This is a genomic window from Stenotrophomonas sp. STEN031 (assembly GCF_056759975.1).
The window spans coordinates 1-22,982 of sequence record NZ_JBRREA010000063.1 but is presented as its reverse complement, the minus strand read 5'-3'; the positions used below and the strand labels follow the sequence as shown (position 1 = coordinate 22,982).

The 22,982-nt window shown below is 64.7% G+C and carries 12 protein-coding genes and 1 pseudogene; 10 read left to right on the top strand and 3 right to left on the bottom strand.

Annotated features, from left to right (window positions below; genetic code table 11):
* The first annotated feature begins 186 nt into the window (after positions 1-186).
* The 9 genes from ACVOLQ_RS19290 (at position 187) to ACVOLQ_RS19250 (ending at position 20,555) form a co-directional block, all read left to right on the top strand.
* Entirely contained in the window at positions 187-528 is a 342-nt protein-coding gene (locus ACVOLQ_RS19290; RefSeq protein WP_481528981.1) for a hypothetical protein, read from the top strand.
* A gap of 93 nt (positions 529-621) precedes the next feature.
* Positions 622-1,644, top strand: a complete 1,023-nt coding sequence (locus ACVOLQ_RS19285) for a type I restriction-modification system subunit M N-terminal domain-containing protein (protein ID WP_099497390.1) — start codon at positions 622-624, stop codon at positions 1,642-1,644.
* Positions 1,645-1,935: 291 nt separating this feature from the next.
* Positions 1,936-11,508: an SdrD B-like domain-containing protein gene (locus tag ACVOLQ_RS19280; RefSeq protein WP_158234006.1), complete on the top strand. Its 9,573-nt coding sequence runs from the start codon at positions 1,936-1,938 to the stop codon at positions 11,506-11,508.
* Positions 11,505-14,915: a TonB-dependent receptor gene (locus ACVOLQ_RS19275; RefSeq protein WP_143569491.1), complete on the top strand. Its 3,411-nt coding sequence runs from the start codon at positions 11,505-11,507 to the stop codon at positions 14,913-14,915. The genes ACVOLQ_RS19280 and ACVOLQ_RS19275 overlap by 4 nt, the downstream gene beginning before the upstream one ends.
* An 11-nt stretch (positions 14,916-14,926) precedes the next feature.
* On the top strand, positions 14,927-15,919 hold the full coding sequence (locus tag ACVOLQ_RS19270) for an OmpA family protein (protein WP_099497387.1): 993 nt from the start codon (positions 14,927-14,929) through the stop codon (positions 15,917-15,919).
* 1,127 nt (positions 15,920-17,046) lie between these two features.
* Complete coding sequence (locus ACVOLQ_RS19265) at positions 17,047-17,685, top strand: LuxR C-terminal-related transcriptional regulator (protein WP_099497898.1); 639 nt, start codon at positions 17,047-17,049, stop codon at positions 17,683-17,685.
* A gap of 126 nt (positions 17,686-17,811) precedes the next feature.
* Complete coding sequence (locus tag ACVOLQ_RS19260) at positions 17,812-19,233, top strand: acyl-CoA thioesterase/bile acid-CoA:amino acid N-acyltransferase family protein (RefSeq protein WP_158230108.1); 1,422 nt, start codon at positions 17,812-17,814, stop codon at positions 19,231-19,233.
* A 199-nt stretch (positions 19,234-19,432) separates the two neighbouring features.
* On the top strand, positions 19,433-19,963 hold the full coding sequence (locus ACVOLQ_RS19255) for an SRPBCC family protein (protein ID WP_481528980.1): 531 nt from the start codon (positions 19,433-19,435) through the stop codon (positions 19,961-19,963).
* Positions 19,953-20,555 (top strand): hypothetical protein, encoded by a 603-nt coding sequence (locus ACVOLQ_RS19250; RefSeq protein WP_099497901.1) that lies wholly within the window; start codon positions 19,953-19,955, stop codon positions 20,553-20,555. The genes ACVOLQ_RS19255 and ACVOLQ_RS19250 overlap by 11 nt, the downstream gene beginning before the upstream one ends.
* 60 nt (positions 20,556-20,615) lie before the next feature.
* Here the strand turns inward: ACVOLQ_RS19250 and ACVOLQ_RS19245 are convergent, their stop codons facing one another.
* From ACVOLQ_RS19245 to ACVOLQ_RS19235, 3 genes are all read right to left on the bottom strand, one after another.
* Positions 20,616-21,014 (bottom strand): hypothetical protein, encoded by a 399-nt coding sequence (locus ACVOLQ_RS19245; protein ID WP_242877927.1) that lies wholly within the window; start codon positions 21,012-21,014, stop codon positions 20,616-20,618.
* Positions 21,011-21,442 carry a DUF4199 family protein gene (locus ACVOLQ_RS19240; RefSeq protein WP_099497903.1) on the bottom strand — a complete coding sequence of 144 codons (432 nt, stop codon included), beginning with the start codon at positions 21,440-21,442 and terminating at the stop codon, positions 21,011-21,013. Before ACVOLQ_RS19240 ends, ACVOLQ_RS19245 begins: the two co-directional genes overlap by 4 nt.
* A 68-nt stretch (positions 21,443-21,510) precedes the next feature.
* Positions 21,511-22,239, bottom strand: a complete 729-nt coding sequence (locus ACVOLQ_RS19235) for an ankyrin repeat domain-containing protein (RefSeq protein ID WP_158230107.1) — start codon at positions 22,237-22,239, stop codon at positions 21,511-21,513.
* Between the two features lie 373 nt (positions 22,240-22,612).
* Between ACVOLQ_RS19235 and ACVOLQ_RS19230 the strand changes: the two are divergent.
* Positions 22,613-22,771, top strand: a pseudogene (locus tag ACVOLQ_RS19230) (transposase); the annotation flags it as partial.
* Positions 22,772-22,982: the final 211 nt, after the last annotated feature.

The following is a 22,982-nucleotide window of genomic DNA, read 5'->3' as shown; positions in this document are numbered from 1 at the left end:
AACATACCCCCGGCGGAAGCGGAGGCGGCGTACTACGCCGGCAACACGGGTCACGCCATCGCGGCGTGACTCAAACGAAATGGCCTCCGGAGAAGCCGGGGCGATTCAGTATTACGCGAGCTCGATCGTTGGGAGGGAAAGCTCACATGGCCTCTTTTTTGTGATCGCGTCGCCAAAGTCATTGGCGTGGAATCCGTCTCCAAGCACACGATGTATCTGTATCCAACGATTAAAGAGGGGTTTCAGAGGAGACAAAAGGATCTTCGACTGGCAGCGCATGCAAAGCCGAGAGACTTCACGCTACAGACTGCCACCAGACATATAGTGAACTTGGAGGCTCAAGTTGCACGGCTCGAGGCGACGAATGAATTACTTCTCGATCAGTTCCGTCGTTGGCAATACAACGCGTATGCAAACAATGTTCGGATGGACTTGCTCGCATTGGACAAGCCATTACCTGAGGTGAATCGGTCGGGCCGTCGCGAAAAGAAGGGGCGCAAGGGTAAAGCTGCCAAAGAGAACCTTTGAACGTATGAGGCTCCGTTTGACCGTGAGCCGAGATTTGGTCTCGTGTCGTGAGACGGCGTCACGTGAAAGTTATACCAAGGGGATCTGCAACACATGTCATCTGTAACACTTCACGAACTCGAATCTCATTTGTGGGAGTCCGCCAACATACTGCGCGGGCCCGTAGATGCGGCCGACTTCAAGACGTACATCTTCCCACTGTTGTTCTTCAAGCGGATCTGCGACGTCTGGGACGAGGAGTACCAAGAGATCGTCGAGGAGAGCGGTGACGCCGAACTGGCCATGTTCCCCGAATCCCACCGCTTTCAGATCCCGGATGGCTTCCACTGGGACGACGTTCGTGCCAAGGCCACCAATGTCGGCACGACCCTGCAGCGGGCCATGCGCGAGATCGAGAAGGCCAACCCGGATACTCTCTATGGGGTCTTTGGCGACGCCCAATGGTCGAACAAGGAGCGCCTGTCCGACGCCCTCCTCAAGGATTTGATCGAGCACTACTCCCGCCTTCCGCTGGGCAACAAACAGGTCCGGTCTGACGTGCTGGGCGACGCCTACGAGTATCTGATCAAGAAGTTCGCCGACGTCACCAACAAGAAGGCCGGCGAGTTCTACACCCCTCGCAGTGTGGTCCGGCTGATGATTGAGATGCTCAATTCAAAGCTCAGGGGATGCGACCTCGTCAGCTTACGACTGCGAGATGTGTCCCACGGTGGAGTGATCGCGAAGCGGGCGATCGTGCTGCAGCGAAAGATTGATCGGCCGGTGCAGTTCGAGCTAACGGACTTAACCAGAGCTTCGGTTGCCGAGTGGGCCCGGCAGGCTCAGATTATGCTTGGAGCATACTTGTTCCCTGGCCGAGCCAAGCATGTCGGACATCTATCGACCAGGCAGTACGCTCGTATCGTCTCATCGTGGGTCACTGCCATTGGCCTCGACCGACACAACTACGGCACGCACAGCATGCGTAGAACGAAGGCATCTTTGATATATCGGCGCACGAAGAACCTGCGGGCCGTCCAGATCCTTCTGGGCCACACCAAGCTCGAGAGCACTCTGCGCTACCTCGGGATCGAGGTTGAGGACGCGCTAGAGATGTCCGAACAGACGGAGGCCTAAGCAGCAAGCGGTTCCCAAGCGGCCTCCGGGCTCGGTTTCGCAGGCCGCTTCCGAAACGCGCGCACATGAGGGCGTTTAAGTACATGAATCAACTCACATTTGTGATGGTCAACTTGACCTAATGTGATTCGAGTTATACTGAGCCTGTAGTCGGGGTATGCGGGCTGCTCTGCTGGCCGCATAAAGTTCGATCGACGCACTGACTTTTTCTGATCTAGGCATCTTAGAGGCCGGGTTGAAAAGCTGCAATCACGCACGGCGATGGGTGCGGTACAGGGGAAATTCGAAGTGATGAAGCAATCTTGCGCGGTGGAACGTGTCGCTGCGTTTGCGCGCGCGAAATTTGAATTGCTCCAGCGGGAGCATTCGCAGCGATCCACGTCGACATCCTCGCTCTGGCGGCGACTGGCGTTGCTGGCGCTGTGCTGCGTAGCACCCACGGCTTTCGCGGCCGACCTGCAGATCAGCAACCTGTCCGACACCGGGTACGACCCGACGCCAGTCGGCGGTCCCGTCGTCTACCACGTGGTAGTCGAGAACGGCGATATCGACACGGTCTCCGACGCGGTCGCCCTGTTCGACCTGCCGGCCGGTGCCACGCCGGGCACGTTGCCGGCGTTCTGCGCGAGCCTGGGCGGTTCGCCGGTTCGTATCCGCTGCGACATCCCCACGCTGACGCAGGCATCGTCCTCGGTTGCGTTCGATATCCAGATGAACACGGCGGGGATGGCCGCAGGTACCGTGCAGATCCATAGCGCCGTGGGTTTCGCCGGCATGCTGCCTGCTGCGGGCGAGGCGCTCAACACGCTGCCGCCGTCGCATCCGTTCTTCGGCAGCGACAGCGACACCGACAACAACCAGCTCAGCCAGGGCACCACGCTGCAGCAGTCGGGCGACCTGCGCCTGCAGAAGACCGCGACGCCGTCGCCGGTAATCGGTGGCGGCGAGGTCACGTATACCCTGCAGGTGTTCAACGACGGTCCGAATGCGTCGTCCGGTTTCAACGTGGTGGACACGTTGCCTGCCGGCGTCACGCTGGTGGCCGGCAGCTTCATCGGGCCCGGCTGGACCTTCAACGCCGGCACGATGACGGCGACCCACGCCGGTGCCGTCGCCAATGGCGACAGCGCGTCCTTCAGCTTCCGCGCCAAGGTCAATGTCGGCAGCGGCAACATCACCAACGCCGCCGTGGTCAACGCCGGTGCGATGCCGGATCCGAACGTGGGCAACAACACCGACGAGGTGACCACGCCGGTCACGCCCGGTGCCGACCTGATGATCAGCAAGAGCGCCAATCCTGCGCCTGCGGTCGCCGGCGAGCCGGTGACGTTCAACATCCAGGTGCGCAATCTCGGCCCGAGTGCCGCGACCAATCCGCGCTGGACCGACACGCTCCCGACCGGGTTCACCGTGACCGGCGGCAACCAGCCCGCCGGCTGGACCTGTGCGACGACGAGTGGCGACACGGTGCGTGGTTGCACCTTCGCGGGCAATCTCGCCGTCGGCGCGATCGTCAATTTCACCGTTCAGGCGGTGGTGCCGTCCAACGGCACCAACAGCAGCGGCAACGTCACCAATACGGCCACCGTGACGTCCGACACGCCGGATGCGGTATCGACCAACAACACCGGCAGCACCACGTTCAGCGTGGTGCCGGATGGTGCGGATCTCGGCCTGGCGAAGCGCAAGGCGCCGGCACTGGTCGCGATCTGGCCGGGCAGCGGTGACGACAGCGACAGCCGCATGACCTCGACCATCGAGGTGCACAACTATGGCCCGCGCGCAGCCACCGGCAACGTGCGCGTGGTGGACGTGCTGGCCGCGGGCGAGGAGTACGTGAGCGGCGGCAACGCGGGCGAGTGGTCGTGTTCCGTCGCGCCGCCGACGTGGAACGGGGGCGGACCGGCGCAGGTCGTCACCTGCGATCTCGATGCCTCGCGGTATCCGTTGGCGAGGAACGCGGATGCGCCCGACCTGCGCATCATCACGCGTGCGCGCAGCGCCGACCTGGCGCTGACCAACAACGCGTGCACCGGCGGCTCGGGCGGTTCGCTCGAGCCCATCACCGGCAGCATCGACGAAGACCGCAACCCCAACAACGACTGCGCAGGCGATGGCACGCGCACCACCAACGATCGCGTCGACCTGCAGATCGAAAAGTGGACCAACGCGCCCGGTGCCGGCGACAACACCATCGCGGTGGGCGTCAACAGCTTCACCTACACCCTGCGCGTGACCAACCTGGCGATCACCGACGCGGTGCCGGCCACCGGCATCGTGGTGAACGACACGCTGCCCGGCTTCGTGCCGGCGTCCGGTGGGCTGCCCAGCACAGGCATCACCGTCAGTGCCCCGGCCGGCTGGACCTGCCCGGTCACCGGCGCGTCGATCGTCTGCCGCTCGGGTGCCACCGCCCTCAATCCGGGTGCGTCCGCGGACATCGTCATCACTGTCGCGCGACCGCTGTTCGACAGCATGGGCCAGAGCCCCGGCAGCTGCGGCGCGGGTGCGCCGGCGACCGGTGCGTTCTGCAATACCGCGGGTGTCGCCGTGGATCCGGCGGTACCGGATTCGGTCGGTGAAATCAACGGCGCCAACAACCAGGCCAGCGACTGGGTGCGCATCGAGCGCGAAGCCAACGTGCGCACCACGGCGAAGAACATCGTCACCGGCAACGTCGGCCGCGCCGGCGTGGACAGCCAGTACGTGATGTCGTACCTCAACGAAGGCACCGCGACGGTGCCGGGCGTGGTGTTCCGCGACACCTTCACCCTGCCGGCGAACGATGCCGGTTTCGTGCTGGTTTCGGCCACGCGCACGCCGGGCACGGTGGCCTGCACGGCCACGCCTGACGGCGGCCTGACCGCCACCGCCACGGCGGGCGGTACCTCGTACGCGAACCCGACCGGCGCGCCGCTGCAGCTGGCCATCGAATGTCCGGCGCTGTCGATGTCGCATCGCCAGAGCGAGGACATGCTGGTCACCATCCGCCCGAACGTCAACACCGGCAACAATCCGGCCGGCCGCCAGTTCGACAACGTCGCCACGTTTGGCATCACCGGTGGCGCCACCGGCAGCGACGCCAACGGCGCGTTCAACTACAACAGCAACACCAGTGCGGCCGACGACCAGAAGACGGCGTCGCTGACGTTCCAGCAGGGCGTCGCCGACCTGATCGTCAACAAGACCGATCTCGGCTTCACCGGTGGCGTGGATCCGCTGGGCTACGACGCCCTCAATCCCGCCAACAACCTGATCACGTACCGCATCTCCGTGCGCAACGTCGGTCCCTCGGTCGCGACCAGCGTGCGCATCAACGACACCTACCGCGTGCCGAGTGGCCGCCAGGTGCGTTTCATGGGTATCGCGCCCGGCCCGATCGGCGGGCCGTCCACGGCCTTCAGCGCCGCCGGATGTACGGTGACCAGCGCCAATCCGTTCACCGGCACGGGCACCACGCCCACCGACGCGGGTTTGAGCATCGAGTGCGACGTGCCGGGTGCGGGCTTCGGCGGCAGCAATGCGCCCGGCGTGCTGGGCGTGAACGCGACCAGCTACGTCTACGTCCAGTACCGCTACGAGACGCCGCCCGGCGCCAGCGGCGATACGGCGCGCAACTACGTCAGCGTGGTGCATGCCGAAACGGACCCCAATACATCCGACAACGCGGTCGACGAGCAGACCTCGATCCGCACGCGCGCTGATGTCGGGGTGACCAAGCATGTGTTCACCGACCTGCCGGACAGCGACCCGGATGTTGCGCTGCCGGCATCGCCCGCCACGGCGGTGGCGTTGCGCCAGCCGTTCTACTGGGTGATCGAGGGCGTGAACAACGGTCCGGGCGCCAGCCTGTCGCGCGACCGCACCGGCACCAGCCCGTTGAACGGCACCGGTACGGTGATCACCGACACCTTGCCCGCCGGCCTGGAAATCCTGGGCGCGGCCACGTGGCAGAAGAAGGGGCCTGACCCGGGCGGCGACGAAGTGCCCGATGGCACCGGCACGTGTACCGCTGCCGGCCTGGCGCTGACCTGTCGCCTGGGCGACGTGACCGTGACCGGCAAGGTCCGCGTCATCGTTCCCGTGCGCTGGACCATCTATCCCGGTGCCGGTGCGCAGATCAACACCGCCAGCATCACCACCGAACAGGTGGATCCGAACCCCGGCAACAACACGGCCACGGAAGACATCCTAGTCACGCGTTCGTCGCTGGAAGGCCTGGTGTTCGAAGACCGCGATCGCGCGGCAGGGAACGGCGGCACGCAGCAGACCGTCACGGGCGAACCCGGCATCGCCGGCGTCACCGTCGTGCTGACCGGTACCGACCTCTACGGCAACGCGGTGAACCTCACCCTGCCTACCGCGGCGGACGGTGCGTACCGCTTCGAGAACCTGTCGCCCTCCGATGCGTCGGGCTACACCATCACCCAGACCCAGCCGGCCGGTTACGTCAACGGTCCGATCGATCCGCCCGCGGCCGGTGGCAGTGCGCCGTCGCTCGGTGGCACGTATGCGGCGGGGTCGCCCAACTCGGTGATCAGCGCGATTCCCGTCGGCGCCAACCAGGCCGGCGTGCGCTACAACTTCCCCGAGGTACGCCAGCCATCGCTGTCCGGCTTCGTCTACGTCGACGCCAACTTCAGCAACGTGCGCGATGGGGGCGACAGCGCCATCGCCGGCGCCACCGTCGAACTGCTCAATGCCGCCACCGGCACCGTCGTGGCCACCACCACGACCAATGCCAGCGGCGCTTACACCTTCACCAACCTCGATCCGCTGACCGTCTACACGTTGCGCGAGGTACTGCCGGCCGGCAGCTACCAGAACCGTCCGACGGCGGTGAATGCCGGCCTGATCGGTGGCATGGCCTGTGCCACCGGCTGCACGCCGGGGAGCGGCGTGGGCGGCGATGCCGCCACCACCGACCGCATCAGCGCCATCGACCTGGGCGCCGGTACCGACGGCACGCTGTTCAACTTCGGCGAAGACGCGGTGTCGGGCATCAGCGGTCGCGTCTACGTGGACCGCAACGGCAACGGCGATTTCGATGCCGGCGATGCGGGCACGGTCAATTCGCGTCCGAATGGCGGCCTGCAGGGCGTCACCATCACGCTGACCGGCGCCGGTGCCGACGGCATCTTCGGCACCGGTGACGATCCGGCACCGGTCGTGCTGCAGACCGACGCCGATGGCGCGTACCAGTTCACCGGCCTGGTGGTCGGACAGAACTACCGCGTCACCGAAACGCAGCCGACCGGTTACGGCAACGGCACCGAGCACGCGACCAACGTCATCGACGTCAACGCGCTGCCGTCTGCCGGCGTGTCCGATCGCGACTTCGGCGAAACGCTGGGTTCGCTGGCGGGCGTGGTGTTCGAGGACTTCTCGACGACGGCGGCCAACAACGACAACGGCAGTTTCGACGGCGGTGAAAACCCGATCGCCAACGTCACCGTGGTGCTGACCGGCACCGACGTGCTCGGCAATCCGGTCAACGTCACCGTGCAGACCGACGCCACCGGCGCCTACGTCTTCCGCGATCTGCTGCCGCCCACCGGCAGCTACACCCTCACCGAGACGCAGCCCGCCGGCTACATCGATGGCCGGCACACGCCGGGCAACGCGGCGACGCCGGGCAGCGCGACCACTCCGAACGTCATCGACGGCATCGTCATCACCGAAGGCCAGGCGGCCACCGGCTACCTGTTCGGCGAACTCGCCAACGCCGTCATCAGCGGCACGGTCTACCTGGACCGCGACGACGACGGCAACCAGGATGCCGGTGAACCCGGCCTGCCGGGCGTGACCGTGGTGATCGAAGGCGCAGGCCCGGACGGCCTGTTCGGCACGCCCGACGATCTGCCGCCGGTCACCCTGACCACCGACGCCAATGGCGGCTACAGCTATGGCGGTGCGATCACCGGCCAGAACTACCGCATCGTCGAAACGCAGCCCACCGGGCTGGCGGACGGCCAGGAAAACCCGACCAACACCATCACCGTCACCAACCTGCCGGCGAGCGGTTCCAGCGGCAACGACTTCGGCGAACGCGCCGCGTCGCTGAGCGGCAGCGTGTGGCTGGACACCAACAACAACGGCGTGCGCGACGCCGGCGAGAACGGGATTGCCGGCGTCAGCGTATCGCTGCCGGCGGGCACCGTGGATGCACTGGGCAACGCGGTGGCGGCGGTCGTGACCGACGCCAGCGGCAACTACCGCTTCGACGATCTGCTGGCCGGCACGTACACCGTCAGCGAGCAGGCCGCGCAGCCGGTGGTGGGCGGCATCACCACCATCAACGGCACCACCGTGGCCGGAACCGTCGGCGGCAGCGCCAGCGGCACCGCCACGCCGGTCGCGACCGTGCCCAGCGCGGTGGCCGGCATCGTGCTGCCCGCTGGGGGCGCGTCGATCAACAATCACTTCGGCGAGACGCTCGGCGTGGCGTTGTCGGGTCGCGTGTTCTTCGACGCGAACAACGACGGTCTGCAGTCGGGCGCGGCCGAAACCGGCATCGACGGCGTGACCATCACGCTGACCGGTACCGACGACACCGGCGCCAGCGTGTCGCTCACCACCACGACCGACGCCAACGGCGACTACGCGTTCGACGGCCTGCGTCCCGGCACCTACACGGTGACCGAACCGACCCAGCCGACCGGCACCAGCAACGGTCAGACCGTGGCCGGCACCATCGGTGGCACGCCGTCGGGCACCGCCACGCCGATCACGACTGTGCCCAGTGCGATCGCGGCGATCGACCTGACCACGCCGGGCGCGAGCTCGATCGGCAACAATTTCGGCGAGATCCCGCTCAACAGCTCGATCGGCGGCCGCGTGTGGCGCGACAGCGACAACGACGGCGTCGTCGATCCGTCCGAGGAAGGCATCGGCAATGTCGTCGTGCGCCTGACCGGCACCGACCCGGCCGGCAATACCGTCACGCGCGAAGTGACCACGCAGCCGGACGGCACGTACGCGTTCACCGAACTGCCGCCGGGCACGTACACGATCACCGAACCCGAGCAGCCTGCGGGCACGCTCAACGGCATCACCAATGCCGGTACCGGGGGCGGTACCGCGACGCCCCCGACGTCCACGCCGTCCGTCATCACGGGCATCACGCTGGGCGTGGGCGAAGACATCACCGGCAACGACTTCGGCGAAGTCCCGGCCGGTGCGATCAGCGGCCGCGTCTACAACGATGGCAACAACAACGGCGCCATCGATGCGGGCGAGGGCGGCTACGCGAACGTGCAGGTGGTGCTGACCGGCACCGACGACCTGGGCCAGGCGGTGAACGTCACCGTCACCACCGACGCCGAAGGCCGTTACCGCTTCGACGGCCTGCGTCCGGGCACCTACACGGTGACCGAGCCGACGCAGCCGGTGGAAACGCTCAACGGCATCACCAGTGCCGGCACGATCGACGGCACCGTCGTGGGCACCGCGACGCCGGTGACGACCACGCCGTCGGCCATCAGCGGCATCGTGCTGCCGCCGGGTGGCGATTCCATCGACAACAACTTCGGCGAGATCGGCGATTCGCCCGACCTGGTGGTCAGCAAGACCGCCACGCCGGCCGTCTTCACCGTCAACAACACTGCCACCTACACGCTGCGCGTGCGCAACATCGGGCAGCAGCCGAGCGCGGGCGAGTACGTGGTCGAAGACCGCCTGCCTGCCGGCCTGACGCTGGCGGCGACGCCGGCGGGTGCCGGATGGGCCTGTACCGGTGCAGCCGGCGAAGACCGCTTCCGCTGCACCAGCAGTGCGGTGATCGCGGCGGGCGTGACTTCGGCCGACACGATTGTCGCGCCGGTGCGCGTGGCGGCATCGGCGGCGACGGGATCGCCGGTGAACAATGCCGTGATCGTCGAGGGCGGCGGCGAGAACGAGTTCCGCACGCCGACGCCGGACGAACGTGCCGATTTCGAAGGCAATCCGGGCGACCTGCCGGTGTGCGATCCGGCGATCACGCAGAACGCGTGCCGCCTGCCGACGCCGGTGCAGTTGTCGGCCTCGGTGTCGGGCACGGTGTGGTTCGACCAGGGCAGCGACTTCGGTCATATCGACAGCGGCGATCGCCGCCTGTCCGGCTGGATCGTCGAAGTCGTCAACGGCAATGGCCAGGTCGTCGGCACGACGACCACCGGCGCGGATGGCTCCTACTCGATCGCCGACCAGGTGCCGGGCATTCCGCTGAACATCCGCTTCCGCGATCCGGCGACGGGCGTGGTGTGGGGTCTTCCGGTGAGTGGCGAAACGGTGGCCGGTCCGCCGGTGCCCTGCGATGCCAGCAGCGCGATCGCCAACGGCACCGCCAGCTCGTGCCGCAGCAACGAGGGCGGCAACACGCACCTGTCGGTGGTGCTGGCGCCGGGTGCGAACCTGCCGCAGCAGAGCCTGCCGCTGAATCCCGGCGGCGTGGTCTATGACGCGACGACGCGCACCCCGGTGCCCGGTTCGCGCGTCACGCTGACGCCGATCGGTACCTGCGCGGGCTACACGCCCGAGCAGCACGTGCTGAACGCCGCGCTCGGCGGTTACACGGTGCAGGGCACGTCGGTATCGATGACGGTCGGTGCGGAAGGCTTCTACCAGTTCCTGCTGGGCCCGGATGCACCGGCCTCGTGCCGCTTCCAGCTGGCGGTGACGCCGCCGGCAGGCTACACGTTCGAGTCCGGCATGATCCCGGCGGAGACGTCGCCACTGACGCCGCCGTCCACGCCGGGCGAGGGCTACCCGGTGCAGACCAATGCGACCGCGCCGACCGGTCCGGTGGGTACCTCGACCACGTACTACCTGGAGCTGACCCTGGGCTCGGGCGTGGCGGTGCCGGTGCACAACCACATTCCGCTGGATCCGCAGATCGCGCCCGGCCTGGTCATCACCAAGACCGGCGATCGCAAGACGGTGGAAGTCGGCGACAGCCTGGTCTACACGATCACCATCCGCCAGACCGCGGGTGCATCGATGGGCACGGTCAACGTGATCGACCGCCTGCCGCACGGCTTCACCTACATCGATGGCACCGCGCGCGTCGACAACGCCGGCATCGCCAATCCGCTCGGCAAGCCGGGCCCGACGCTGGTGTTCGACGTCGGCGCGCTCGCCGTCGGCCAGCAGAAGGTGCTGACGTACCGCGTGCGCGTGGGCGTGGGCAGCCAGCAGGGCGACGGCATCAACCGCGCGCGCGCCTGGGGCTGCTCGATCGACGGCGGCTGCGTGGATCCGACCACGCTGATGCCGTATCCGAACGGGGGCGTGGTGCCGTCCAACCCGGCCGAGTACCGCGTGATCGTCAGCGGCGGCGTGTTCGCCGACGAAGGCTGCGTGCTGGGCAAGATCTTCGTGGACTGCAACGTCAACCACGTGCAGGACAAGGAAGAGCTCGGCATCCCCGGCGTGCGCATGTACTTCGAGGATGGCACCTGGATGGTGAGCGACTCGGAAGGCAAGTACAGCTACTGCGGCTTGCCGCCGAAGAGCCACACGCTGAAGGTCGATCCGTCGACCCTGCCCGTGGGCTCGCGCCTGACCACCAGCAGCAACCGCAACCTGGGCGATGCGGACAGCCTGTTCATCGATCTGAAGAACGGCGAGTTGCACCGCGCCGACTTCATCGAGGGCAGCTGCTCCAACCCGGTGATCGAGCAGGTCAAGGCGCGCCGTACGCAGGGCGAGATCCGTGCGCCGGAAACCGAGCGCAACCAGCAGCCGCTGCGGTTCGAGAGCAAGCCGGCGCGTGCCCCGCAGCAGGGCACCGACTCGGCCAACCAGCGGCCGATCGTCGAACCCAGGCCTACGACGAGCGCGCCGACCGGCACGGATGACGCGCGCAACGGGGAGGTGCAGCCATGAGCCGCTCCGCCCCGCGTCCGTCGACCTTCATGGAATCCCGTGCCATGCGCGCATCGCGTCCTTCGTTCCACCCCCTCGCGCTGGCGCTGGCCCTGGCGGTGACGCCGACGCTCGTGCAGGCGCAGGCCGTGTCCGGCGACCAGCGTTTCACGCCGGTCCTCGGCCAGGCCACGCCGCTCTATCCGCAGTCGCCCGAATCGCAGGACCGCGCGCCACAACCGTTGTACGCACAGCCCGGCAACGTCGACTACAGCGTCAACGTGGGCGTGGACCGCGTGCTGGTCGAGGTCGATCGCGATGGCGTGCCCGCCGACGGGCAGTCGCCGGTGAAGGTCGTCGTGCAGCTGTACGGTGCCGATGGCAAGCCGATGGCCGGCGACGCCTTCGCCACCATCGAGCACAGTGGCGGTCGCATCAAGCTGGCCGATGGCCGCACGGATGAATTCGGTCCGGGTCGGCTGGACGCCGACGAGGTCACCCCCGGTATCCAGCTGGCCGTGCACAACGGTCGCGCGGAGTTCGAACTGCTGGCCCCGCACGATCCGCAGGACGTGTTGCTGCGCGTGACCTCGGGCGGCCACAGTGCCGAGGGCGTGATCGGCTTCGTGCCGGAGATGCGCGAGCTGATCGCCACCGGCCTGATCGAGGGTGTCATCAACTTCCGCCGCAAGGGCGACAGCCTGATCAACGGCACCCAGCAGGGCGATGGCTTCGAGCGCGAGATCCGGCGCTGGGAGAAGCAGTTCAACAACGGCAAGGCCAACGGTGCCGCGCGTGCCGCGTTCTTCGTCAAGGGCACGATCAAGGGTGAGTACCTGCTGACCGCGGCCTACGACTCCGACAAGGACGTGCGGGCGCGCCTGCTGCGCGACATCCAACCGGAGGAGTTCTACCCGGTGTACGGCGATGCGTCGTTGCGCGGCTTCGATGCGCGCTCGGCCGAGCGCCTGTACGTGCGCGTGGACAAGGACCGCAGCTACCTGCTGTACGGCGACTTCCAGACCGGCGACAACATCGCCACGCAGACCGGTGTCGACTTCGGCACGCAGGCGGGCCAGCGCGTGCTGGGCACCTACAACCGCACCGCGACCGGCCTGGGCTGGCATTTCGAAAATGCGCGCGTGCGCGGCAACGTCTTCGCCATTGAGGACTCGCTGCGCCAGGTGATCGAGGAACTGCCGGCCGCCGGCAGCGGTCCCTACGGCCTGCGCAACAACGCGGTGCTGGAAGGCAGCGAGCGGGTGGAAGTGGTGGTGCGCGACCGCAACCAGCCCTCGCGCATCGTCTCGGTGCGTCCGCTGGGCCGCCTGGTGGACTACAGCTTCGAGCCGTTCTCCGGCCGCATCCTGCTCAACAGCTTCCTGCCCTCCTTCGACAGCGACCTCAATCCGGTGTCGCTGCGCATCACCTACGAACTGGACCAGGGCACCGAGAAGTTCCTCGTGCTGGGCGCGGACGCGCAACTGCGCGTGGGCGAACGCGGCGAGATCGGCGGTTCCTACGTCGACGACCGCAATCCCTTCGCGGCGTTCGAAATGGGCAGCGCCAATATCGGCTACAAGCTGGGCGCCAACACCTGGCTGGTGGCCGAAGCCGCGCGTACGCGCAGCGAGGTGAACACCAACAGCGTCAACCAGTACGGCACGCCGGGCCTGCAGGGCCTGAGCGGGCTGGTGGAAGGCGATGCGTGGCGCGTCGAGCTGGGCCATGCGGGCGAAGCGCTGAGCCTGAAGCTGTTCGCCGGCCAGTCCGATCCTGCGTTCAACAACCCGGCTTCGTCGCTGTACGGCGGCCGCGGCGAGTACAGCCTGACCACGCGCTGGCGCCTCAACGAGCGCTTCGAGCTGTACGCCGAAGGCCTGCGCAGCGAGGACCGCAACCCCGATGGCGGCGAACGCGATGCCGCCAGTGCGGGCACGCGCGTGAAGCTCACCGACCGGCTGACGCTGGATGTCGGCTACCGCGCCATCCGCGAGACGGTCGGCGCGTACTACACGTGGGCCACCAGCAGCGGCTACGGCAACATCGGCGGCCTCACGGGCGGTTACGCCACCGGTTCCGGCGGCGGTGCGCTCGGCTACGGCCAGCAACCGCTGGATCCGCTGACCGGCCTGCCGATCATCAGCAGCGGCAATCCCAACGACGTGGCCAGCGGCCTGCCGGTGGGCACCGAACTGTCGTCGGACATGCTGCGCATCGGCCTCGGCTACCGCGCCAGCGACCGCTTCAGCCTCGGCGGCGAAGTGGAGCAGGACATCCACGGCGAGGACCGCAATCGCGTGGCGCTGGGCATGGATTACCAGTTGCGCGAACGCAGCCGTATCTACGGCCGCTACGAGAAGCAGACCGGCATCAGCGGCGTGAACGGCCTGACCCAGGACGGGCGCGAGGCGGACACGGTGGCACTGGGCGTGGACACCAGCTTCATCAAGGACACGCAGCTGTTCTCCGAGTACCGCTTGCGCGATGCCATCGCGGGCCGCGACATCCAGGCCGCCTCGGGCATGCGCAACCGCTGGGACCTGCGCGAGGGCCTGCGCCTGGATACGACGCTGGAGCACACCAACGTCATCTCGGGGAATATCGGTGACTCCACCGGCATCGGTTTCGCGCTGGACTACAGCGCCAACCCGCTGTGGCGCGGCAACGTGCGCCTGGAGCATCGCATCTCCGACGACGTCGCCGGCACGCCGACCAACGAGGGCTACAACACGACGCTGCTGCAGTTCCTGGCCGCGCGCAAGTTGAGCCGCGATTGGACGCTGTTGGCACGCAACTACCTGTTGCGCACCGAGTACGACGCGCGCGGCGACGTGCTGCAGGACCGCTTCCAGATCGGCGCGGCGTATCGCGACACCGATACCAACCGCGTCAACGCGCTGGCCCGCTACGAGTACAAGCTGGAGAAGGACGAGAGCGGCATGGACGGCTCCGGCTTCGGCTCAGACACCGGCCAGGACATCCGTAGTAGCGCGCACATCATCTCGGCGCACGCGGACTGGCACCCGTCGCGTCCGTGGTGGCTGACCGGCCGGGTGGCGGCGAAGTGGCAGCAGGACAGCTTCTTCTACGCCGACACCGGTCGCGTCGACGACGATTTCAACGCCGTGCTGCTGTCCGGCCGCATCGTCTACGACATCACAGAGAACTGGGACATCGGCGTGCTGGGCTCGACGTTCCGCGGCCAGGACGGCGCCAACCAGTACGCGTTCGGCATGGAAGTGGGTCGCTTGTTGCGGCAGAACCTGTGGCTGTCGGTGGGCTACAACGCCACCGGCTTCCGCGGCGACAACGACCTGACCGGCTACGAGTACACGCAGCAGGGCGCGTTCATCCGCCTGCGCTTCAAGTTCGACGAAGACCTCTTCCGCAGGGAAGACGCCCGCTACCGCGATCCGGTGCGCTGAGGATTACCGACATGACCACTACCAAAACCTCCCTCCTGTGCGCGGCCGTGCTGGCCTGCATCGCCTTCACCGCCGGTGCGCAGCAGACGCAGCTGACGCCGGCGCGCGATCGGATCACCGACGAGACGATCCACGCCGACCTGACCGGCTACGAGCACACCCAGGGCCGTATCCAGGCGCTGAACGACGGCGGCCGCCCGATCCGCGACTACCATCTGTCGAAGGCGCAATGCTGGCTGGACGTGTCCTTCCACGAGTATTCGCGCAACGACCGCAGCGCCTTCCCGCAGGAAGCGCTGACCGAGTCGGAGAAGCTGATCGTGGGCATGGAGCAGGGCGTCACGCCGCTGCCGACCGATACGCCGCTGGTCAATGGTGCCGCCCGCGTGCGCGAAGACCTGTGGAAGCGCCTGGGCGCGATCCATGGCACGCCGGGCTTTGCGTGTGCGCAGCAGGCCGTGGCCTGCGGCGAGGTTGAACTGGTCCATGCGGGCAACGAGTTCAACCAGCAGCAGTGGCGGCATGCCAAGCCGTACATCCAGATCGCCGAAGACTGGGTGAGCGATGCCGAAGCCTCCACGCGCCAATGCGGCGCGGCGCCGGCGGTGCTGCCGGTGGACACGGTGCTGACGGCGAACGTGCTGTTCGAGTTCGACCGCTCCGGTCGCAGCGACATCCGCGCCTATTCGCTGCAGAGCCTGGACCGCGAACTGGCCCGCCTGCGCGAGGAAGGCCTCACCCTGGCCAAGGTCGAACTGGTCGGCCATGCCGACCGTCTGCAGGGTCGCGGCCACGACTACAACCAAGCGCTGTCCGAGCGTCGCGCGCAGACCGTGCGTGCGCTGCTGTTGGAGCGTGGCATTGATGCCGCCAACGTCACTTACAGCTTCAAGGGGGATGGTGATCAGGTGCAGCAGTGCGACGGCGTGAAGCCTCAGGCCGCGCTGCGCGAGTGCCTGATCCCGAACCGCCGCGTTGAAGTACGCCTACACGTCACCCGATGAAAGCGACACTGGTCGATTCGAGAGACGCCACTCGAGCGATAACCGACGGACAGTTCGCTGTCACCGCTTGCTTCAGATACAGGCAAGCTAATTTTGACTCTCGAGAGAGCTGAACTCGCTCCCAGAGGTGGGTGTCCACTTGTAGCCGCAAGTAGATAAACGAGTATGCAACTGCGTGTCGAAAGTACTACGGCTAAGGCCGACCTTCAGGCCGACATTAGCGACGGGTTTCCAACCCGTTGGGGCACAGCTTGTAACCCGCTTTCGATCGAAGCTGGGGAGAGGTGCTCCATGAGGCATGTTTTTCAAAGTATTGACAGGCGTGGGCTATCCTGCGACGGATGAACGAGCCAGAGAAAAACATCCTGAGGGCCAGCGCCACATCCGTTGCGTGGAGCGTGGACGTCATATCCTTCCTGCGAGGGGCGACTAGTGATAGCGAGTTGGACATTCACGATGCGGCTGACGCACTGCGTATGACGCTAAGCGTCTGGATCGCAGGATCTGCCTCCAATGATTCGCTCCTGACCCCCCGGCACCTCCGCTGAGCATAACTTCGGTTCGAAGCCACTCGGCGTGGAGCGGGTAGTAGCGGTTGAGTGCCGTTTACACCGAGGCCTCGATCACCGCGCTGAACTCCCTCCTGCATTTGCCGGACAGCGATGCCCTGGTGGCGTCTACGGCCGTACTGCGCATGCAGGAAAGGAGGTTAAGGATGTTTATCGGGGAGGCCGATGGCATGGCAGCTTCCGACCCAAAGCAGACCTTCGTCCACTGCCTCGGACTCTTAGACTCCTTGCCATTCAAAGCCGGGGGAGCGTCGGACTAACATGCCACGGGCGAGCAATTGGCTGATCAAGGGGGCGCAGATATGCTGACGCGCTGATTCGCCTGCAGCATGGCATTGGCGCCAAAGCGATTCGTGCACCTGCCTCGACGCCGGCGATTGCCTCCACTTGCGCGCCGAGATTTCGCCCGACCGATACTGGAAAGAACCGTAGTGTGTTCTCGAGATCCAGAGTGGCAACCGATGGACGTCCGTCTCGCAGCGACGTTCACTGCCATCAATGGGGAATCCCGATACTCGGGTAGGGTAATTCGGTTGTTTGATTCCTAGGCTGAATTCAATGACGCACTCCCGAGGCCGCCCGCCGTTTCCCGACCTACTCACGCCTGCGGAGTGGCGTGTAGTTGAGGCAGTTCGTCATGGACTCAGCAATCCTGACATTGCGCGCCGACAGGGGGTCAGCGTGGATGCCGTTAAGTACCACGTCGCCAACGCACTTCAGAAGCTGGGACTCAGCAACCGAAAGGCGCTGATGCAGTGGTCTGGTGTGGCCAGATCTAGCGCGCTGCCACAAAGCGAGATGTCGCGATCTATGAACATTCAACTCGGCCCAGTCGGGCAAATTTCGCGCAGCGTGTCCAACATCGAGGACGCCAAGCGCTGGTACGGCGAGGTGCTTGGCCTGCCGTTCCTATACGCCTTCGGAAACATCGCCTTTTTCGACTGTGGTGGACTGCGCCTTTTCCTAGCGGAAGGCGATGGCGATGCCAATTCCATCGTGTACTTCCGCGTGACGGACATCCACGCTGTGGTGAAGTCGCTTCAGGCGCGAGGAATCGAGTTCGTCAACGCACCGCACATGATTCACAAGCATGCCGACGGGACGGAGGAATGGATGGCGTTTCTGAAGGATAACGAAGGCCGGCCCTTGGGCCTTATGTCCAGCGTCGGGCCCTCCACTGCAGAAGGCAAGTCTTGAGGGTTCGCCCACCGGCCCATGCGATGGGTCTCTGCAGGCAGAGCCTTCCACGGCCGGCAAGCAAGATCATCTCCTTCGAGCCAGAGTTTCGCTGAAGCATGCTCGGCCGTTCACCAAGGAAAATCCATGCGACTAGCCCTAGCTGTCATCCTAGTCATGGCCTGCCGCACGGCGGGCGCTGCGGGCATCGAATTTCGGACGCCGCCAATCGAACCAGGATCGCCGCCGATCGTGCAGGTCACGGGTCTTGCGGACGGCCAAGTTGTTCGTCTTTGGACCGTAAGGAGTTTCACCAAGTGGCAGGAGGTGGAAGGGCGGTGGGTGGAAGTTCCCGTGACGCTCTACGCCTGGGCAGACTTTGTGGCCGTGAAAGGGCGTGTCGATAGCACGGCCATGCCCAGCCTTCAGGGCACTTATCGCGGACGAGATCCCTACGGTCTGATGTGGTCGGGAAGGACTAGTGATGATCCGGTCGTTGCCAACGCCGGAATGCCCGCAGCAAGCGATTCGAGTCCCGGAAAAACGTTCGTCGTCGCCCAATCCGGGACAACGGAGCTAGCTCGCGGAACGCTGAGTAGCGGCGAACCGGAAGGGCTTCGCGTGGTGGGAATGAACGAGGGGGGCATTGCCGGTGTATATGCAGCACCCACTGACGGCAAGGTCCATCCGGTCGTGTTGTTACTGCATGGCAGCGAAGGTGGGAGCAGGGACGGTGCCCGAGAGCTTGCCGTCAGATATGCAGCACAAGGATACGCGGCATTTGCGGTCATCTACTTCGCATACGACCTTGCCGGGATCAGCGGGGTGTCGCATCAACACGTGAATACGCCCATCGAGTGGCTGGACACGGCCAGGCACTGGGTGGCCGATCAGCCTGAAGCTGATGCGTCCCGCATCGGCGTTTACGGCCACTCAAAAGGCGCGGAGTTCGCCGCCGTCGCTGCAGTTCGGTATCCGTGGATCGACGCGGTTGTCGCCTGCGTCCCGACCGATGTTGTGTGGGAGGGCTACGGGTTTGACGATGAGCGAAATCGGCCTGAGAACAGATCGGCCGCGCCTGAGTTCGTTTCTTCCTGGAGCTGGAGGGGCGCACCACTGCCATACATCAAGCTCCGGCCCTTTCATTGGCGTCAACCTCAGGAGTACTTCAATAACACCGAGCGGTATGAGCTTTCTCGGAAGGATGACCCTAAGCGAGCAGAAAGCGCGGCCATACCGATCGAGCAAAGCGAGGCCAAGTTCCTTCTCTTGGGGGGCGAGAAGGACGAAGTGTGGGCATCGGGTGCCATGGCGCTGGCACTGGCTCGCCGATTCAATGGGCTGCCGGCAGAGCGTCAGCCGCTCGTGCACGTTTTTCAAGGGGCGGGGCACAGCATCTGTGGCGACGGAACCTACCCGCCAAGGGTCTACGGGACAACCAATGCGGATCCGCGATCGCGTGACTTGGACAGTGAGGGTGCAGCCGCGGCTCGCGCGTGGGAACTGACAAAGGACTTCTTTGCTCGTGAGCTAAGCCCTGGGCGAAACCACCGAGCAAACGACAACTGACCGGTTCGGTGACTATCGGATCGGCTGGTTCCGCTCCCGGGCAGGATCATCTGGTCTCGGGAACGGGGTCTCCGACCCATGCTCGAAAGACGAGATTTTTCCTCAGCCGTATCGCAACTTAGGAGCGTCGGGCAGCGGCGGCGACATTGAAGCCCTGCGCGTTGACGCACCGGTGCAATCAATGTCAAGAGGGTCTTGCATGAATTCGTGGTCGATCGTCTTTGGAGTTACGGGCGTCTTGGTCCTCGCAGGCGCATGCGTCTACGTCGCCGGCTTTGCGTTGCCAGAAGAGCACATTGCCGAGCGCTCGCGAAAAGTGCGCGCCACTGTCGAGCATGTAACTGAGCGGGTGCGAAGCGTGCAGGCGCAGCCGCATTGGCGACGCGATGTGACGCGTATCGAAGTCCAGATGTCTGAGCCAGGAAGGGCTCGCTACGTCGAATACACGGGTGGCGATACGATCGCTTTCGAGATGCGAGACTTAGAAGGTGACTGGCGCTTCGAAAGCCGTATCGTTTCGCCTGACTTGCCGTTTGGCGGACGCTGGCTGATTCTACTTGATGCGATTGATGAGAGCGCAACCCGTGTAACAATTCGCGAGGAAGGCGTTGTGCGATCGCCAGTGTTTCGCGCGCTCAGCCACTACGTGTTTGGTCACGCCGGGACGATGGACGCGTATCTCGACGACTTGGAGCAGTCATTCGAGGAGGAGGAGGGCGGTGGGTCGTGAAGCGCTGTGCAATGGCCAGCTGGGCCGAGAATCAGGCGGGGTTCTGGCGCAACTCGAAAGCCATGAACTTCGGATTCGCGGCGACTTCAATGCAACGCTGAGCTTTTCTGACCTCCGGTTCGCCAGGGTAGAAGGTGAAATACTGGAGGCCGAAACACCACAAGGCCACGTGCGCCTGTCCCTTGGCCTGACGGAAGCGCGCAAGTGGCTAGACCGCATTTCGAATCCGCCGTCGCTTGCGAAGAAGCTGGGAGTTCTCCGCGGCATTCCTGTTCATGTCGTGGGAACACCGCCTGAGATAACGGCACAGCTTGTGGAGATGGGCGCGGATAGGGTCGAACAAGCGGAGGCTAAACTGGCCTACATAGCCATTTTGACGCATGAAGATCTTAAGCTGCTCGACGGGCTGGTACGGTATCTTCCTGAGGGCGCGCAGATCTGGGTCCTTAGGACAAAGGGTTCGCGCGCCATGGTCAAGGAGAGCGAGATAATGGCGCTCCTTCGCTCGCGTCGATTCGCTCCGAGTAAGACTGCGGCTTGGTCGGAACTTTACTCTGCAGATCGATACTCGCGCTCTGGCATCCCTCGATAGCCAGCGGCCAAAATGTCGCCGGCGAGGCGGCGAATGAAGTGCCTTGACTCTGCGCGGCGGCTATAGCTTGCCGGCTACTTTGTAGCGCTTCACACCTTGGGCAACGAGGGTTTCCAGCTCAGAGAAGAGCGGCGGATCGAGCGCCTCGAAGTTGAAGCAAGATTTACCCTGCATTCGCTTCCGCAGCGCAGGGCTGATGTTATCAAGCAGTTCCGGGAACTCGTACACGGGCATAAAGTGGAAAAGGTGCTTTCGGTTCGACACCTTCACTGCGCCAAAGAACGGGTGTTTGCCCTTTGCGTCGGGCAGGCCGCAATTTGCGAAGAAGTGCGATGGCTCGTCATGCACAACCTGAAGTCCGGTCGTGCACGAGCCAAGTAGATCGCGAAGTGCAGCGAAAAGTGACTTTGGAGCATGGTTGCCTGGCGTAGCTCCTGGCTGCGAGCGGCGCGTTGTCATGGCGTCCCCCCCTGGCTAGGCCGAGTGCGCAAAAAAGCCAGAACGATCATGCCAACAACAAGCCCGCCGACAAATGCCGCCACCGTGCCTTGAGTGACGAATCCAGCGGCGGTCATGTCAGCTTTGCTAAGCCACTCCGGATTGAGCCAGAGGATATAAATTGCGCTGATCAGCGATGTCGTCGTTGCCGCGCCAGCGCAAACGGCGATGACGTCCGGTGTTCCAGAACGATAGGTCAGGTGGCCAATACGGGTGCGAGACCGTCGCAGCGCAACCACAAGTCCGGCGATCGGAAAGATGATCGAAAAAAAGCCAGTGAACCGACCAATGTCGGTGCTCTCGGAGTGAAGCCCGAGCGCGAATTCGGTCCACATCCAAAGCCCCGTGGCAAGGCCAACCAGAAGGCCGATCAACAGGCTCGTGCGCATGATTCTCTTATTCCCTAGTGGTCGTAGTGGAGGGTTTTATTGGTGCTAGTTGGAGTTTCCAAAAGCATCTACGGTTTCGGGAGACTCGCGATCAATGCGAGGCGATCACCAAGTGCCTGATGCCCGGCTTGGTATGCAAAGTCGCTCGCGAGCTTGCCTTCCTCATTACGTGCCTTTGCATCTGCACCATAGAGCAACAACATCGCCACAACAGGTAGATTTCCCGCAGCAGCGGCTTCATGGATCGGGCGCATTAGTCGCTGCTGCGTCACATTTGGATCGGCACCAGACTCGAGGAGCAACTGCAAAGTACCGTAGTCTGATCTCGCTACCGCAGCGTGGATCGGCGCGACCTGCAATGTGTTGCTCGCCTTCGCGTCAACATTCGCGCCGGCGTCGATGAGGAGCTTGGCCACGGCGGGCTGACGAAAGAAAATTGCAAGTCCAAGTGGCGTGAAGCCATCGGTGGCGTACTGGTTGACGTCCGTTCCGCGTGCAATGAAGCGACGGACGGCGGCTAGATCGCCAACGACGCACGCTTCGAAGAAGCTAAGTTCGCTCGTGCGTTCCCGAAGTATGGAAACCATCTCTTGACGCTCGTTGTAGGCGGCGAACAGGAGCGGCGAGACGCCTTGATCCGAGCGTTCAGCAATCGAAGTGGGGTCCTTCTGCGTCAACGCAAGCAACGCGGGGACGTCGTTAGACCGTATCGGAGCAAAGAGAGCAGGCTCAGCGGCATGTGTGCTCCCGCACGTCGCGAGAAGCAGCAAGAGAAATATCGGTGACTTGCGTTTCATATCTTTCTCCTTGATTGAGGTTGTGATGCGAGCGGGCGTAAATGCAGCCCAGGCTTTCAAGTCCGCATGTCGGGGCGCGAGACTGCTGGTCGGTACGAGGCGCCCCAATTGGAGATTAGACTCGATTGGCCCGCACCTTCCCGGGACCCGACTTTGGTGAGGTTTCGTATGCGACGCTTCTGCAGTCGGCCGGGAAGTGATGTTCGACGGTGCGAGTGGTGTGGTCTTTGCGTCGGGCGACTTCTCGCATGAACGGCAGACGATGTGCGCACCGCCTGTTGTGCGCCTCCACGTGTGCTGAAGGACTTTCTGGACCGGCCAGCCTTTCGTAGACATCCGGTTGCCATAATTCATGGCAATGACCGAGGTGTTTATGGGCAACAGCAAGCAGTACACGGATGAGTTCCGTGCCGAAGCGGTGAAGCAGGTGATCGAGCGTGGCTTCACGGTCGTGGATGTCGCCTCCCGGATCGGGATTCCCAAGCAAACGTTGTATGGCTGGGTGCAGGCGGCCAAGAAGACGGTACCGGCCCCTGGAGCCACGGTTGCGCCGAGCGACTCGGCCGAGATCCGACGGCTCAAGGCTGAGCTGCGGCGGGTGACCGAGGAGCGCGACATCCTAAAAAAAGCCGCGGCGCTCTCAACCGGTCATTGCAACGCCTGGCTGAGCTTCTCAGCCGGCGTCATGAAGTCCAATGTCTGTCGCGGACGTTGATTCAATCGTAACGCAACTTTGTTCAGTT

Bases quoted from the DNA above. Each gene is read 5' to 3' on its own strand.
- ACVOLQ_RS19280 (WP_158234006.1), top strand. From the start codon at position 1,936: ATGAAGCAATCTTGCGCGGTGGAACGTGTCGCTGCGTTTGCGCGCGCG.
- ACVOLQ_RS19245 (WP_242877927.1), bottom strand. From the start codon at position 21,014: ATGACAACGCGCCGCTCGCAGCCAGGAGCTACGCCAGGCAACCATGCT.
- ACVOLQ_RS19240 (WP_099497903.1), bottom strand. From the start codon at position 21,442: ATGCGCACGAGCCTGTTGATCGGCCTTCTGGTTGGCCTTGCCACGGGG.
- ACVOLQ_RS19235 (WP_158230107.1), bottom strand. From the start codon at position 22,239: ATGAAACGCAAGTCACCGATATTTCTCTTGCTGCTTCTCGCGACGTGC.
- ACVOLQ_RS19260 (WP_158230108.1), top strand. From the start codon at position 17,812: ATGCGACTAGCCCTAGCTGTCATCCTAGTCATGGCCTGCCGCACGGCG.
- ACVOLQ_RS19265 (WP_099497898.1), top strand. From the start codon at position 17,047: ATGACGCACTCCCGAGGCCGCCCGCCGTTTCCCGACCTACTCACGCCT.
- ACVOLQ_RS19275 (WP_143569491.1), top strand. From the start codon at position 11,505: ATGAGCCGCTCCGCCCCGCGTCCGTCGACCTTCATGGAATCCCGTGCC.
- ACVOLQ_RS19270 (WP_099497387.1), top strand. From the start codon at position 14,927: ATGACCACTACCAAAACCTCCCTCCTGTGCGCGGCCGTGCTGGCCTGC.
- ACVOLQ_RS19255 (WP_481528980.1), top strand. From the start codon at position 19,433: ATGAATTCGTGGTCGATCGTCTTTGGAGTTACGGGCGTCTTGGTCCTC.
- ACVOLQ_RS19285 (WP_099497390.1), top strand. From the start codon at position 622: ATGTCATCTGTAACACTTCACGAACTCGAATCTCATTTGTGGGAGTCC.